We start from the raw sequence: 13910 nt of genomic DNA, 5'->3' as shown, positions 1-13910 counted from the left end.
AGGATTTCACGTCTGCCCCGCCACCCATCCCGCTCCGGCGGTCCGCGCCTTCAGAACGACAGCTTCAGGCCGCCCACGAAGGTCCGCGGCGCGCCCGCGAAGACGGAGCCCGTGGTGGCGGCGAGCACGCCCGCGCCGTTCTGCAGGCCGGTCGTGCCGCTGATCGAATTCGCCAGGTTCTGGGCCGAGGCCACGTAGGTCGTGTCGAACAGGTTGCGCACCTCGAGGTAGAGGTTGAGCCGCCGGGCATAGCCGTCCCGCAGGTCGGTCGCGTAGTGCAGGTTGGCGTTGACGATGGCGTAGCCGGGGGCCCGCAGGAGGTTCGCGTTGTCGAGGAAGAAGGCGTCCTGGTAGACCGTCTCGACGAAGGCTCCGAGGCCCGCGAGGGGGCCTGAGGGCACGTCGTAGCCGATCCGCGCGAGCAGCTGGTGGGCGGGCACGCCGGGGATGCGGTTGCCGGCCCGGTCGAACCGGGCCGTCAGCGCGCCGGCGCTCAGCTGCTCGACGTAGCGGGTGTAGATCTGGTCGTCGAACGTGTAGGCGAGGGTCCCCCGCCAGCCCGGCGCGAAGGCCCACTCCGCCCCCACCTCGACGCCGCGGTGCTCCGAGGCCGGCGCGTTGAAGGTGTAGGCCAGGAGCCCCGCCCCGGGGGATTGCGACACCAGCTCGTTGCGGAAGAACTCGTAGAAGCCCGTCACGCTGAGGCGCAGGGTCTCGGTCGGCGTCCAGTCCAGGCCGAGGTCGAAGCCGAGGTTCTCCTGGGTCTGGAGGCCGGTGTTGTTGCCGGGCAGGCCCGCCGGCGTGATGAACAGGTTGCTCGCCGCCGGCGTCGTGTACCCCGTGGCGACGCGGCCCCGCAGCGCCCAGGCGGCGTCGGGCCGGAACACCAGGGCGAACTCGGGCGCCACGTTGAGGAAGCTGCGGTTCGCGTCCGCGACGGTGCGGGTCGTGCCCGAGGCCGCGTAGGCGTAGGCGAGGTTGCGCCCCGTGATCCAGGTGTTCTCGGCGCTCACGCCGAGGACGCCGGTCCACCGGTCCGACAGGGCGACTTCGAGCCGGGCGCGCCCGCCGAGGTTCGACTGCACCGCCGCCTGGTCCCCGATGAGGGCGCCGAGCCGCGGGCCGCCATAGGGCGCCCGGTTGTAGGTCGAGATGCGGCTGTCGAGGGCGCTGTAGGCGAGGGCGACGTAGCCCACGGCCGGCAGGCCGAAGAGGTCCGTCCGGTGGGTCACGTCGCTCTGCACGTTGTAGGACGGGTACGAGCCGCGGGACGCGGTCGTGTAGAAGGGCTGGTTGAAGTTGCGCTCGTCGAAGCCGACCTGCGTGCGCCAAGTCGTGAAGGCGTCGATGTCGTGCTCCCAGCGCGCCGCCACGATGGTGCGCCGGTCCTTGCGCTCGAACCCGCCCTCCGCGGCGGTCACCGGCACCGTCGGCCCGAAGGCGCCGTTGAGGAAGAGCGGGAAGGTGGTGCAGCCGGGCGCGGCCGTGGCCGCGGCCGCGCAGCCGCGCTGGTAGGGGTTGATCCGGTACTGGTTCAGGGAGGCGCGCGCCGCGAGGTCCGCGTGCAGGTCGTTGTTGATCACCTTCAGGGTGAAGCGGTTGTCCGGCGTCGGCGTGTAGCTGGCCAGCAGGTTGATGGTCTGCGTGTCGTAGGCGCTGTGGTCCTGGTAGCCGTTGGCGCGCACGTCGCTCGCGAACAGGCTGATCTCCACGGGCCCGCTGGCCCCGCCCACCGTGAAGGAGTGGCTGAGGTAGCCGAAGCTGCCCGCGTCGATGCCGACCTCGTACCCGTCGATCTCCCGGCCCGTCCGCGTCCGGAAGGCGATGGCGCCGCCGGTGGCGTAGTTGCCGAACAGCGCCGATTGCGGGCCGCGGAAGACGTCGATGCGGCCGTAGGCGCGGGGATCGACGATGTCGAAGCGCGAGGCGCCGTCCGGCTGCGTGAGCACGAAGCCGTCCTCCAGCACGACCATGTTCTTGGTCACGCCCGTCGAGCGGGCGTTGTTGCCGCGGATCGAGACCACGACGTCGCGGGCGCCGTTGCCCTGCCGCACGCTCACCCCGGGACTGTTGAGCAGCACGGAGCCGATGCTGGTGGCGGGCCGGTTCGCGATGGTGTCCCGGCGGTCCAGCTGGCTGACGACCTGCCCGACCGGGTTCTCGATCACGCTCGGGGCCGATCCCTGGGGGGCGGCGACCCCGAAAGCGGGCCCGCGCGGAGCCGAATCGGTCGGGGCGCCCTCCCCCGTCACGGAGAGCTCGGAGAGCGTGACGCTGCCCTCCGGCTCGGCGCGGGCGGCGGCCGGCGCGAGGGCTGCGGCGAGGAGGCAGGCCGCGAGGCGGCGAGGGGCGACGCGGCGGGGGGCGGGAAGGCGTGGCATCGGGGAACGGCTCGTCTGATCGGGCAGGTCGGCTGCTGCGCGGCCGGGACTGGTCAGGTCCGGCGCGCAGCGGGGAACGGATCAGAGCGGGGCCGGCGGCCCGCGCGGCTCGGGGATGCGGCCGGGGCGGACGGGGGGGTGCGCCGGCGGCGGGACCGGCCAGGCCGCGAGGCGCCAGCGCAGGGGGTGCTGCCGGTCGGGGGCGGCGGGCGCGAGCGGGCTCGCCAGCCCCGCGGCGCAGACCGGGCAGGCGGGGCAGCCCGCATGGGCAGGACTGGGGACCTCGGCGGGGTCGGTGATCGGGCCCGGCGCTTCCGCGGACGCGACGTCCGGTGCGTGCCCGCAGATCACCGCGCCCGCCAGCGGATCCGCGGCGCGCGCGAGGGCGCGCACGGCGAGGCTCGGCGCGAGCGCCTGCACCCAGAGGGCGAGGAGCAGCGCGGCCAGGCCGAGTCGGCGCGGGGCTGGGAGCGGGGTCACGGGGCGTCGCCCGTCCGGCCCGGAGGCCCGTCGCGTCAGGCGGCCGCTCGCCGTCGCCGGGCGAGCGCCTGGCCGAGGAGGTCGAGGGCCAGCATGCAGAGGATCGCGAGGCCGGTGAGCGGGAACAGCGCGCCGAGGCCGGCGACGAGGAGCGTCACGGTCGCGACGACGCGGCGGTCCCGCGGCCAGGGCGGCACGCCGAGGCCGCCCGCGGGGCGGCGCTTCCACCACATCGCCGCGGCCGTCACGGCGAGCAGCAGGGTGGCGAGGCAGAAGGCCAGCATGACGAGCTGGTTGGCGCGCCCCCAATGCTCGCCCTTATGGATGCCGATGCCGTACTGGATCGCCCGCGCCACCGGGCCGAGATCCGCGAAGCGCACGTCGACGAGGGGCCGGCCGGTATACTGGTCGAGGGAGATCATGCGCTGCCGGGCGACGTCGCGCGGGTAGGCCGCCGCGGCGTAGACGCCGGTCTCGCCGGTCGGGAGCGCGAGCTCGAAGCCGCGGGGCATGCCGAGGTCCCGCAGGATCGCAACAGCCCGGCCCACGCCGATCGGCGCGGGCCTATTTTTCAAGTCCCCGCCAGCGCCGATCGGGCCCGTCGCTGGGGGCTCCGACAGGGGGACGGGGGCGTCCTGCATCGCCCAGCCGGCCGTCGTCAGCACCGCCCCCATCGGCACGGCGGAGACGGGCCGGCTCGCCCAGAGCGCCTGCAGCTGGCCGAGACCCGCTGCGTTGGACCAGGCCCGCACCTGCTGGCCCCACCAGATCGACCAGGGCAGCCCGCTGGCGGCGAGGAAGAGCAGGCCGGCCCCGCCCACGAGGCCCGTCACGGCGTGCAGGTCGCGCCACCAGACGCGCTGTCGCGGCCGGCCCCGCACCGTGACGACCCCGCCCCCCGCCCCGCGCGGCCACCAGAGATAGAGGCCCGTGACGACGAGGATGATCGCGAAGCCCGCCACGACCTCGACCACGCCGTTGGCGACCGGGCCGAAATAGGCGAGGCTGTGGAGGCGCCGCACGATCGTCATCAGGTCGCCCTCGCCGGCCAGCCGGTCGAGCACGTCGCCCGTGTGGGGATCGAGGTAGACGAGGGTCCGGCGTGCGCCCTGCGCCAGGGTGACGAGGGCGGAGGCGCCCGCCTCCGCCGGGTCCGTGTAGGCGATGGGTTGCGCCTCCGGCACCGCCTCGGTGGCGTTGAAGATCAGGCGGTCGGGGCTCAGCGGCGCGCCGGCCTGCACCGGGACGGTGAGCCGCCGGGCGAACAGCGTGCCGTTGATCTCGTCCTTGAACAGGTAGAGCGCGCCGGTCGTCGAGAGCAGGATCAGGACCGGCAGGCAGATCAGCCCGGCATAGAAGTGCCAGCGCCACACAGCGCGGTAGACGGCCTCGCGCGAGGCACGCGCGATCGGGGCCGCGCGGAAGGCCGCGGTGCTGCCCTGCAGGGACGGGAACATGATCGTGGTCCGGGTCTGAGTGATCGAACGGGCTGATCGCTCAGAGGATGGGCGGACCTCGGGGGGAAGCGCTCCGGTCGGGGGGCGCGCGGGCGCCGCGGGCGTCGGCCGAGCGCCAGGCCACGGCCGCGACGCGCGGTGCGGGCCAGGCCACCGGGGCGGATGCGGCGGGGAGCGGGTGGAGGAGCCCCGCGGCGGCGGCCGGCGTGCAGCAGGCGTGGTGCCCGCAGGCGAGACCCTGGTGCGCGGGCGGTGCCCCGCCGTCGTGCTCCGCGCAGATCACGGCTCCGGGCGCCGGGAGCACCGAGAGCGCGGCCAGCGGACCCTGCAGGAAGACCTGGAGCAGCAGCGCGTAGAGCGCGATCACCCCGGTGATCGCGCGCCCTCGAGCCGACACTGGCAGGAACCCGCGCATGCCTTCGGTCTTACGGGCAGCCGCGCGGCGGGGTCAACGGCCGTGCGCGCCGCGCCGGGATCGCGGGCGGCCTGAATCCGCGTCCTGTCCCGTCCGCGTCACAATCGCTTGAGCACAACCGTCTCGCGCGCGGCCGCCCGTTGACGGGGGCGGCCGACCGCACAGCTTCGTGACCGGCACGAGGACCCGCTCCCGCGGTCTGACGCCGGAGGAAACGGACCGATGACGAGGACGCTGACCCTGCGCACGCATGCGGCCCTCGCGGCCGCCCTCCTCGTTCTCGGCACCCTCGGCGCGACCGCGCAGGACGGCCACGGGGCCGCCGGCCTCGTGGTGGTGCCGGAGGGCGCGGCCGTGCGCTACCAGCCCGGGCCCCCGAACCTCCCGAAGGGCACGCAGATCGGCCTGGTCTCCGGCGACCCCGCCAAGCCCGGCCCGTTCGTGCTGCGGGTCAAGGTCCCGGCCGGCACCGTGATCGCGCCGCACATCCATGCCCAGGCCGAGACGCTGACGATCCTCGCCGGCTCGATCCACCATTCCCACGGGCCGACCCTCGACCGGGCGGCGGGCTCGGTCCTGAGGACGGGCGGCTTCGTGTTCCTGCCGCAGGACATGCCCCACGCTCTCTGGACCACGGACGAGCCGGTGGAGCTGCAGGTCAACGGCAGCGGACCGTTCGGGCTCAGCTACGTCAATCCCGAGGACGACCCGAGCCGGTCCGCCGGACGATAGGGACGGCTCAGGCGCCGGCCTCCCCGCTCGGCCACGGGAAGCGGATGGTGCGCTCGCGCAGGCCCGCGAGCACGACCTCGACGCCGCCCGACTTGACCATCCATTCGAGGCGGTGGTCGCGGTACTCCCGGCGCCGGCCGCCGGTGGTGTAGTGGTCGGCGGCCTCCGCCATCCGGGCGGCGGCCGCGTCGAACTCCGCGAAGGTCGCCGCCACGGAGGGGCGCGCCCGCACCCGGGCGTGCCAGCGGGCGAGCGGGCTGCCCTCCGGCGGCCCCAGGCCGTAATGCACCGAGCGGTTGACCATGGGCGCGACCGCCGCGTCCGCCCAGCCGAAGCCCGCGCCCCCGAACCACTCGGCCGCCCCGAGCCGCGCGGCGAGCCAGGCCTGCAGCTCGCCGGTCTGCCGGGCCGCCTGCGCCTTCAGGCTGTCGGCCAGCGCCCCGGTGGCGCGGCGGAACCACAGCACCTCGCCGTAGCCCCAGTTCACCGCCTCGTACTGGGTGTCGCAGACCTCCTCGGTGAGGCGCGCGAAGGCCCGGGCCGCGGGCTCCCGGGGGAGCAGCGGCGGCTCGGGCCAGCGCTCCTCGACGTATTCGAGGATCACGGTGGACTCGAAGATCCGGAGGTCGCCCTGGATCAGCACCGGCACCTCGGTGCGGGGGTTGGCGGCCGCGAACGGGCCGTCCGTGCGCCCGGTGCCGAAATCCGGCGGCAGCTCGGCGGTGAAGGGCACGCCCTTCTCGCGCAGGGCGATCTTGACCTTCTGCGCATAGGACGAGAGCGGATGCTCGTAGAGGAGCGGCGGGGCGGTGTCCAAGGGCGGCCTCGATGCGCGGTCGTGGCGGGATTGCCCCGCCAAGATCGCGCGCCGGGCGGGTTCGACCAGCCCGCGTCAGGCAATGCCCGCGATGCCGATGCCGAGCTGCTCGGGGCCCCGCAGGGAGGCGCCCGGCCGGTAGGGCGGCGGGTCCGCCAGGAGGCGCGGGGCGACGAGGCGCCGGCACAGGGCGACGAGGGCGATCTCGGCCTCGAGGCGGGCGAGGGGCGCCCCCACGCAGTAGTGCAGGCCGCCCCCGAAGCCGAAATGCTGGATGTCGTCGCGGTCGGGGTCGAACCGGTCGGGATCGGGGAAGCGCTCCGGGTCGCGGCTCCCCGCGGCGAAGAGCAGGACCACCGGGGCCCCGGCCGGGATCGTCACCCCGCCGGCCTCGATGGCGCCGAGCGCCTTGCGGGTGCGGAAGTGGACGGGCGGCTCGTAGCGCAGCAGCTCCTCGATCAGCCGCGGGGCCCGCTCCGGGTCGGCCCGCAGGCGCGCGAGCTCGGCGGGGTGGCGCAGCAGGGTCAGCATGCCGTTGGTGATGAGGTTCACGGTGGTCTCGTGCCCCGCCACCAGGAGCAGGATCGCGGTGGCGATCAGGTCGAAGTCGCCCATCCGCGCCGCGCCCCCCGGCCCCGGGGCGGCGAGCCCGGAGAGCATGTCGTCGGTCGGGCGCCGGCGCTTCTCGCGGATCAGGGCGCGCATGTAGGCCGAGATGGCATCGAAGGCCGCCACCGTCCGGTGCCGGCTCTCCGCGTCGTGGCGCGCGTCCGGCTCCAGCGCCGTGGCGAGCTGCGTCGCCCAGGCCTGGAACTGCGGCTCGTCCGCCTCCGGCACGCCGAGGAGGTCGCAGATCACCGCCACCGGCAGGGGATAGGACAGGTCCTCGACGAGGCAGACCTCGCCGCGCCCGCGGCAGGCGTCGATCAGGGCGTGGACTTCGCGGCCGATGCGGCCGTCGAGGGCCCGCACCCGGGCAATCGAGAACTCGCGCATCACGAAGGCCCGCAGGGTGTCGTGGTCCGGCGGGTCGCGGAAGATCAGCGGCCGGTGCGCGGTGGCGATGCGGTCCTTGATGGGGTTGAGGATCCAGTCCCGCAGCGGGTTGCCGGTGCGGGGCCGGTGCGAGGGCGGCAGGTCCTCCGAGCTGAGGCGGGGGTCGAAGAGCAGGCGCCGGATCGCCGCGTGGGTGCTCACCACGTAGGTGCCGTCCCGCTGGCGCGAGACCGGGCGCTCCCTCAGCCGCGCGTAGATCGGGTAGGGGTCCGGCCGGTTGGCCCGGTCCAGCACCTCGGAAAACAGCGTGTCATCCGGCATGGCGGGCCTCCGGCTGGTGGGCGCTCCCTTCCCGTCGATCCGCGGCGCGGGCCGCCGGGAAGCCGGGCGGGTGCGGCGCGACGGGCCCCTGGTCGGTCGCGCCGCGGATCGGCGGGAAGGGGGCGCCCGCCGCGATCGCCTCCGCGTAGGCTGGCAGCCAGCGGGCCTCGTCGAAGGAGACCGCCGCGATGCTGCGCCCGGCCCGCCCGTAGACGGCGAGGAAGCGGCGGGCCGCGAGGCTCCCCTGCACGACCGCCAGCGCGTCCGCCCCGGCGGCGAGGCCGACCGCCTTGATGTTGACCCCGAACTGGCTCGACCAGTAGGCCGGCAGGTGCGCGTAGGCGCGCTGATCCTCCGGGGACGCCAGCATGTTGCGGGCCGCGTGCTCGGCCTGGCTCACGGCGTTGCCCCAGTGCTCGATCGCGACGAGGCGGTCGCCGTAGAGCGGGATCGGCCAGCGGGCGACGTCACCCGCCGCGTAGATGTCGGGGTCCGGCGTGCCGTCCTGGGCGAGCGCCCGGCAGGCCCCGTCGCAGGTGAGGCCGCCGGCATCCGCCCGCAGCCCGGCCTGCGCGAGCCAGCCGGTGGCCCGGGTCGCGCCGAGGGCCACCACCACGAGGTCCGCCGGCAGGATTTCGCCGTCGGTGAGCCGGGCGCCGGTCACCCGCCCGGCGTCGTCCCCCGCGAAGGCCTCCACCTGCGCGCCGGGGCGGAACGCGGCGCCAGCCCGCTCCAGGCTCTGCGCGACGACCCCGCCGACGACGGTGCCGAGGGCGCGCGCCAGGGGCGTCGGGTTGGGGTCGATCACGGTCACGGAAAGGCCGAGATCCCGGCAGCAGGAGGCCGCCTCGCACCCGATCAGCCCGGCCCCCACCACCAGGACGCGCGCCGGCCCGCGCGCCAGGGCGGCGCGCAGGGCCGCGGCGTCGTCCCGCCCGCGCAGCGTGAAGACGCCCGAGAGGGCGCCCCCCCGCTCCGCCGGCCAGGGCCGCGCCTGGGCCCCGGTCGCCACGAGGAGCTTGTCGTAGGACAGGCACGCCCCGTCCGCGAGGGAGAGCGTGCGGGCCGCGCGGTCGAGGGCGACGGCCGCCCGGCCGAGGCGCCAGCGCGCCCGCAGCGCCGTGCGCTGCGGCAGGGCCGTCGCGTCCGGCGCCACGGTGCCGGCGAGGACGTGCTTGGAGAGCGGCGGCCGGTCGTAGGGCCGGTGCGGCTCGTCGCCGACGAGGGTGAGCGGGCCGTCGTAGCCGCCGCGGCGCAGGGCCTCGGCCCCGCGCAGGCCCGCGAGGGAAGCGCCGACGACCACGACCCCGGCGGGCTCCGGCGCGCTCACGGCGCCGCCTCCGCCGCGGTCCCGGGTGCTTCCAGTCCTGCGGCTTCCAGTCCTGCGGCTTCCAGGACGATCGCCCGGACCGGGCAGGCCTGCACGGCCCGCTCGATGGCGTTGCGCCGGGCTGCCGGCGGCGCCGGGTCGTAGAACAGGATCTCGTGGCCGTGCAGAACGAAGTGCTCCGGCGCCGCGTAGCAGCACTGGGCGTAGCCCTGGCAGCGGTTGAGGTCGACCACGACGCGCAGGGCGCCGGTGTCGGAAGGGCCATTCGGCGGTTCGGGCCGAGGTTCGGGCGAAGGGAGGCTCATGGGGGTGCTCCGCGTCCGTCAGAAGCCGAGACAGGGGCCGGCCTGCCCGTCGGGCTCCGGCATCAGATGCCGGGCCGAGTCCGGCGGCAGGCCGGTCGTCCAGGCCAGGACGTAGGTCGCCACCGCCCGGAGCACGCTCCGTGCCGCGTCGGCCGGGCCGGGGTGGGCGGGCCGCTGCGGCCCAGGCCCGAGGAGTTGGACGGCGAGGCGGGTCATGCCGAGTGCCTCCGGCAGGAGTCGTTGCGGTTGTCGGCACCCGGGTTCCCGCAGCCCCGGGCGGCGACCAGCGCGTCGAGGGCGCGCGGGATCTCGCGGCTCGCGTCGAGCCGGCCGAAGGCGTCGGCCAGCGCCCGGGCCCGCCCGCGATAGCGCGGCTCGGCGAGGACCGTGGCGACCGCCGCCTCCAGATCCGCGGGCGCGGGGGTGTTGGTGGCGAGGTCGAGGCCGGCGCCGGACCAGCCGATGCGGGCGCCGATTTCCGCCTTGTCCTCCGTGAGGCCCGCCGAGACGACCGGCACGCCCGCCGCCAGGGCCTGCGAGACGCTGCCGTAGCCGCCGTTCGTGACGAGGAGGCTCGTCCTCGGCAGGAGCGCCTCGAAGGGCAGGAAGGAGGCGACCCGGGCGTTGGCCGGCAGGGCACCCCCGGGGCCCCGCACCGCCTCGACGGGGCGCCCGCCGGTGGTGGCGACGACGAGGAGGTCGTCCCGCCCGGCGAGCGCCGCGAGGGTCGGCTCGACGAGCTCGCCGAAATCCCCGTTGGCGAGCGTGCCCTGCGTGACGAGGACGACCGGCCGGCCGCCGTCGAGCTCGGGCCACCAGTCCGGCAGCGGCGTCTCGGAGCGCGGCGGCGGCAGCAGGCCGACGAAGCGCAGGCCCGGCGGCAGGGTGCCGAACGCGTACTCGAACTCCGGCACGCTGGCCTGCAGGAAGGCGTCGGGCAGCGCCGCGATGGATTGCGTGAGCGAGGCCGGCAGCGGCGGCAGGCCGAGGCGGGCGAGGGTCATGTCCGCGTGCGCCCGCACGGGATCGACGAAGGCGGCGTCGTAGCCGGCGCCGAGGAGCGCATAGCGGGCCCGGGTGTCGTCATCCGCGGCGGGGGGCAGCCCGAGGCCGACCGGCGCCCGGTCGGGCCTGTCGAGGAACAGGAAGCTGACGTTGCAGGTGAGGATCGGCGGCCGCGGCTGCCGGTCGAGGAGGAGCGGCAGCACGCCGAGGACGAGGCTGCCAGCCACCACGGCGTCCGGCCGCTCCGCCGCGATCAGGGCCCGCAGCGCCTCGGCCTGGGCCGGCATCGGATCGATGAAGCGGGCGATGAACTCGCGGCGGTAGCGCTCGGGCCCGGCCGGCAGCGCGGTCTCGCGGTACCCGGCCGCCCCGCCATCCTCCAGGGGGGCGAAGTGCAGGCCCGCCGCCGCGACCCGGTGGCGGAAGCTCGCCGCGGTGGCGAACACCACCGTGTCGCCCCGCGCGGCCAGGATGCGCCCGACGGCAAGGAGCGGGTTGACGTGCCCGATGAGGGGGGTGGCGGCGATCAGCACCTTCATGGCGGGTCTCCTCGGTACGCGGTTGCGTTGCTGTCGACTCGCTCCGGCGGGGCCGGCGGTTACGTGAGCCCCTCCCCCCGGGTGCGCCGGCGCACCTCGTCCCTCCGTCTCGCGCGCGCCGGCTCCGCCATCAGGCCGGCTCCGCCCAGGGGGCGAGCCGGCCCGCGGCGAGGGCTTCCCGCGCGGCGGCGTGCCCGAGCCCGGCGATCGTCTCGAAGCTCGACCAGGCGCGCAGGTCGATGCCGGCGAGCGGCGGCCGCAGGATCGCGGCGGCGCTCGCCACCGCCATCGCGGTCTGGGCCGCTCCCGACACCGTCGCGGCGCGCAGGAGCAGCGGGGCGATGCCCGGCATGGCCTCCGGCGCGCCGAGCCAGCGCCGCACCAGGCGGCCGCGCCAGCTCCGCATCGGCATCGCCTGGAACGCCAGGTCGCCGCCGACATCGACCGCGAGCACCGGGCCGCGGTCGAGGGCCGCCATCACGTCGGCCGGCAGGTTGTTCATCATGCCGCCGTCCACCAGGATGCCCTCGTCCGTGCAGACCGGCGGCAGCAGGCCCGGGATCGCGATGCTCGCGCGCAGCGCCTCCGCCAGCGGGCCGCTCCGGTGGATCATCGCCGCCCCGGTGGTCAGGTTCGCCGAGACGCAGAAGAAGGGCAGCCACAGGTCCTCGATCCGCGCGGGGCCGAAGCACGCCGCGAGGCCCGCATCGACCTTCGCGCCGCGGGTCAGCGCATGGTAGGGCAGCGTGTAGTCGTTGAGCGGGTTGCGCCCGACGAACGCGCCCACCGTCTGGGCCTCGATCCGCGCTTGGTCCCAGCCCATGGCGACGCTCGCGGCCATCACCGCGCCCATGCTGGTGCCGCCGACGATGTCGACGGGGATCCCGGCCTCGTCGAGGGCGCGCAGCACGCCCAGATGGGCGAGGCCCCGCGCGCCGCCGCCGCCGAGGACGAGGCCGCGCGCCTTGCCGGCCGCGATGCGGGCGAGCCGGGCGAGGTCGCCCGCGTGCCCCGCCCGCACCTGCAGGCGCAGGGCGGCCGGCAGGGCCGCCGTCGCGGGGTGGAGGGGCCGCGGCAGGGCGGCGTCCGCCGCCTGGCAGACCGCGAGGTCCATGCGGATCCAGTCGGAGCGGATCGATCCGAGATAGTCGGCGGCGCCCGGCCGCGGGGCCTCGCCGGGCGCCGCCAGCAGGAGCACGTGGTCGGCGTGGCGCAGGCAGAGGCGGCACCAGGGGCAGTCGATGCGGTGGGCCACGAAGACGGTGCGGGCGTGCGCCGCCTCGTAGGCGTGGAACCAGGTCTCGTCGGCCTCGGGCGGCCAGTCCTCCAGGCAGCCGGTGGTGCCGGGCAGGATCCGGTCCAGGGTGGCGGCGAGCCGGCGGCCGAAGGCCCGGACGTCCGGCCCCTCCGTCGCGGCGAGCACGGTGAAGCTGCGCGGCGCGTGGCCGAGGGCGACGCCCGCATGCGCGCTGCTCAGGCGCCCGGCCAGCAGGCGCGCGAAGTAGAGGAGCGTCGCGGGATGCCGGGCGACGAGGTCCTCGAAGGCGTCGCGGGGTAGCCGCAGCAGGTGGGAGTCGCGCAGGGCCGTGGCGCTAATCGAGCGGGGCTGACCGAGGAGCAGGGCCATCTCGCCGATCGTCTCGGGCGGCGCGAGCCGCGCGATCCGGCGGATGCGCCCGTCGGGCCCCTCGCGGGTCGAGAGGCCGATGCTGCCCGAGACGAGGGTGTAGACCGCGTCGCCCGCCTCGCCCTGCTCGAAGAGCGGCCGGCCCCCCGCCACCGCGATCGAGGCCATGCGGGCGCGCACTGCCGCCGCGGCGGGGCCTCCGAGCCCCTCCAGGAAGGGGATCTCGGGCCCGCTCACGGGGCGCGGGGACGGGGTGCGCGCCGCCCCCCGTCGAGGAGGCGCCCGCCCGCCAGGGCGTTCAGGCCGATGACGAGGAGGATCGCCACGAGGTGGATCGCGAGGTCCGTCGCGGTGGCGTCGTGGGGGTGGATCGGCAGGAGGAGGAGGGCCGCCGCCGCCGACGCCGCGAGGCCCCCGAGCGCCGCCGTGAGGTTCGGGCGCAGCGGGCAGGCGCGGCGCAGCATCAGCACGAGGAGCAGCGAGAGCGGCAGCGAGACGCCGACCAGGAAGGCGAAGCAGCCGCGCATCTCCTCCGGCCCGGGGAGGTTCGAGGCCGGGGCGACCCAGGCGCGCAGGCAGCCGAGGCCGCTCGCGCCGAGCCAGAGAGCCAGGGGCGGCAGGGGCAGGAGTGCCCAGGCGGCCGTGCGGCCGGGCACGCTGGTCTGGAAGGCGGCGAAGGCGGCCGCCGCGGCGGTCAGCGCCGCCCCGAGTGCGGAGAGCCGCAGGTCCATCACGCCGAGGCGGGTCTCCAGCGCGGAGAGGTCGGCGAAGGGGACGAGGCCGAGGCCGAGGGCCAGCGCCGCGGCGCACCAGCCCAGCGCCCGGCGCCCCGGCCCGGCCAGCCGGCGCACGGGCGCGAGGGAGCCGGCCAGCTCCTCGACGAGGCTGTCGTGGCGGGCGGTCTCAGGCATCGCCGTCCTCTCTGCGGGGCGCCAGCATGGCGCGCAGGGCCTTGAGGGCCCGGTGGAAATTGACCTTCAGGGCCCCCGTGGTGCGCCCCGTCAGGGCCGACGCCTCGGCGAGGGACAGTTCCCGGAAGGCGAGGTGCTCGATCGCCTGGCGCTGGCCCTCCGGCAGGCGCGCCACCGCGGCGGCGAGGTGCGCCGCGCGCTCGTGCGCCTCGAGGCCCTGGTCGGCCGGGGCGCCCGGGTCGGGCTCCGCCGCGTAGGCGAGCGGGTCGTGGACCTCCGCCGTGCGGCGCCCGGCGCGCCGTAGCCCGTCGATGGCGCGGCGCTGGGCGATCGCCCGCAGCCAGGGCAGGAAGGGCCGCTCCGGGTCGTAGGTGGGGCGGGCCCGGTGGACGGTGAGCAGGGTCTCCTGCACCACGTCGTCGACGAGGGCGCCCCGCACCCCCTGCGCGCGGGCCATGGCGGCGATCACCGGCACGCAGGCGCCCAGGAGCGTCCTGTAGGCCTCCGCGTCGCCGTCCTGCGCCGCCCGCATGGCCGCGGAGAGGAAGGCCTCGCTGCTCGTCATGCCACGCGCCGACTCCGTCGGGACGGTGC

The 13910-nt window shown here is 76.2% G+C and carries 14 protein-coding genes; 1 reads left to right on the top strand and 13 read right to left on the bottom strand.

The features are described 5' to 3' along the window. Positions 1–50 precede the first annotated feature (50 nt). From ACLBXP_RS14975 to ACLBXP_RS14960, 4 genes are all read right to left on the bottom strand, one after another. Positions 51–2381, bottom strand: a complete 2331-nt coding sequence (locus ACLBXP_RS14975) for a TonB-dependent receptor family protein (RefSeq protein ID WP_447668519.1) — start codon at positions 2379–2381, stop codon at positions 51–53. A gap of 81 nt (positions 2382–2462) precedes the next feature. After that, entirely contained in the window at positions 2463–2861 is a 399-nt protein-coding gene (locus tag ACLBXP_RS14970; RefSeq protein ID WP_447668518.1) for a DUF2946 family protein, read from the bottom strand. A gap of 35 nt (positions 2862–2896) precedes the next feature. Continuing rightward, positions 2897–4318: a PepSY-associated TM helix domain-containing protein gene (locus ACLBXP_RS14965; protein ID WP_447668517.1), complete on the bottom strand. Its 1422-nt coding sequence runs from the start codon at positions 4316–4318 to the stop codon at positions 2897–2899. 40 nt (positions 4319–4358) lie between these two features. Then, positions 4359–4685 (bottom strand): hypothetical protein, encoded by a 327-nt coding sequence (locus ACLBXP_RS14960; RefSeq protein WP_447668516.1) that lies wholly within the window; start codon positions 4683–4685, stop codon positions 4359–4361. Between the two features lie 270 nt (positions 4686–4955). Between ACLBXP_RS14960 and ACLBXP_RS14955 the strand changes: the two genes are divergently transcribed. Then, positions 4956–5465: a cupin domain-containing protein gene (locus ACLBXP_RS14955; protein WP_447668515.1), complete on the top strand. Its 510-nt coding sequence runs from the start codon at positions 4956–4958 to the stop codon at positions 5463–5465. A 7-nt stretch (positions 5466–5472) separates the two neighbouring features. On the opposite strand, the gene ACLBXP_RS14950 is transcribed toward ACLBXP_RS14955, so the two are convergent. The 9 genes from ACLBXP_RS14950 to ACLBXP_RS14910 all read right to left on the bottom strand — a co-directional run bounded on the left by ACLBXP_RS14950 (position 5473) and on the right by ACLBXP_RS14910 (position 13881). Beyond that, the gene (locus ACLBXP_RS14950; protein ID WP_447668514.1) at positions 5473–6282 is read right to left on the bottom strand and encodes a glutathione S-transferase family protein; all 810 of its coding nucleotides are present in this window, start codon (positions 6280–6282) and stop codon (positions 5473–5475) included. A 75-nt stretch (positions 6283–6357) separates the two neighbouring features. Beyond that, positions 6358–7599 (bottom strand): cytochrome P450, encoded by a 1242-nt coding sequence (locus ACLBXP_RS14945; RefSeq protein WP_447668513.1) that lies wholly within the window; start codon positions 7597–7599, stop codon positions 6358–6360. Further along, a complete protein-coding gene (locus tag ACLBXP_RS14940; RefSeq protein ID WP_447668512.1) occupies positions 7589–8929 on the bottom strand; it encodes an NAD(P)/FAD-dependent oxidoreductase in 1341 nt (446 codons plus the stop codon). The genes ACLBXP_RS14945 and ACLBXP_RS14940 overlap by 11 nt, the downstream gene beginning before the upstream one ends. Next, complete coding sequence (locus tag ACLBXP_RS14935; protein ID WP_447668638.1) at positions 8926–9171, bottom strand: ferredoxin; 246 nt, start codon at positions 9169–9171, stop codon at positions 8926–8928. The genes ACLBXP_RS14940 and ACLBXP_RS14935 overlap by 4 nt, the downstream gene beginning before the upstream one ends. A gap of 81 nt (positions 9172–9252) precedes the next feature. After that, positions 9253–9450, bottom strand: coding sequence for a hypothetical protein (locus ACLBXP_RS14930; RefSeq protein ID WP_447668511.1), 198 nt, complete (start codon positions 9448–9450; stop codon positions 9253–9255). Further along, on the bottom strand, positions 9447–10778 hold the full coding sequence (locus ACLBXP_RS14925; RefSeq protein ID WP_447668510.1) for a glycosyltransferase: 1332 nt from the start codon (positions 10776–10778) through the stop codon (positions 9447–9449). Before ACLBXP_RS14925 ends, ACLBXP_RS14930 begins: the two co-directional genes overlap by 4 nt. A 130-nt stretch (positions 10779–10908) precedes the next feature. After that, entirely contained in the window at positions 10909–12642 is a 1734-nt protein-coding gene (locus ACLBXP_RS14920) for a patatin-like phospholipase family protein (protein WP_447668509.1), read from the bottom strand. Continuing rightward, complete coding sequence (locus ACLBXP_RS14915; RefSeq protein ID WP_447668508.1) at positions 12639–13316, bottom strand: NrsF family protein; 678 nt, start codon at positions 13314–13316, stop codon at positions 12639–12641. Before ACLBXP_RS14915 ends, ACLBXP_RS14920 begins: the two co-directional genes overlap by 4 nt. Continuing rightward, complete coding sequence (locus tag ACLBXP_RS14910; protein ID WP_447668507.1) at positions 13309–13881, bottom strand: sigma-70 family RNA polymerase sigma factor; 573 nt, start codon at positions 13879–13881, stop codon at positions 13309–13311. The genes ACLBXP_RS14915 and ACLBXP_RS14910 overlap by 8 nt, the downstream gene beginning before the upstream one ends. Between the last annotated feature and the right edge of the window lie 29 nt (positions 13882–13910).

Source organism: Methylobacterium sp. A54F (assembly GCF_053346035.1).
This window is presented reverse-complemented; position numbering and strand designations above follow the sequence as displayed.